Source organism: Dietzia massiliensis (genome assembly GCF_018390595.1).
Lineage (GTDB): Bacteria > Actinomycetota > Actinomycetes > Mycobacteriales > Mycobacteriaceae > Dietzia > Dietzia massiliensis.
In genome coordinates, this window is the sequence record NZ_JAHBAV010000235.1 from 1 (window position 1) to 416 (window position 416).

Below are 416 nucleotides of genomic sequence, written 5' to 3' on the forward strand. Positions count from 1 at the left end.
GTTCTTGCGCGCAGATCGGCAAAAACGTTCACCTGTCCGGCGGCGTCGGCATCGGCGGCGTGCTGGAGCCGCTGCAGGCCAACCCGACCATCATCGAAGACAACTGCTTCATCGGCGCGCGCTCCGAAGTGGTGGAAGGCGTGATCGTGGAAGAAGGCTCGGTGATTTCGATGGGCGTATACCTCGGCCAGAGCACCCGTATCTATGACCGCGAGACCGGCGAAATCCATTACGGCCGCGTGCCGGCGGGTTCGGTGGTGGTTTCCGGCAACCTGCCGTCGAAAGACGGTTCCTACAGCCTGTACTGCGCGGTGATCGTCAAGAAAGTCGACGCCAAAACGCGCGGTAAAGTCGGCATTAATGAGTTATTGCGCACTATCGACTAAATTGAAATAGCGGGTGATTCACCCGCTATT

Annotated in this window: 1 protein-coding gene; it reads left to right on the forward strand. The window is 58.7% G+C overall.

Translation table 11 applies throughout. From position 1 onward, the window contains the following. On the forward strand, positions 1 to 386 hold a 386-nt coding region (locus tag KHA85_RS20405), incomplete at its 5' end, for a 2,3,4,5-tetrahydropyridine-2,6-dicarboxylate N-succinyltransferase (RefSeq protein ID WP_213186697.1). Positions 387 to 416 lie beyond the last annotated feature (30 nt).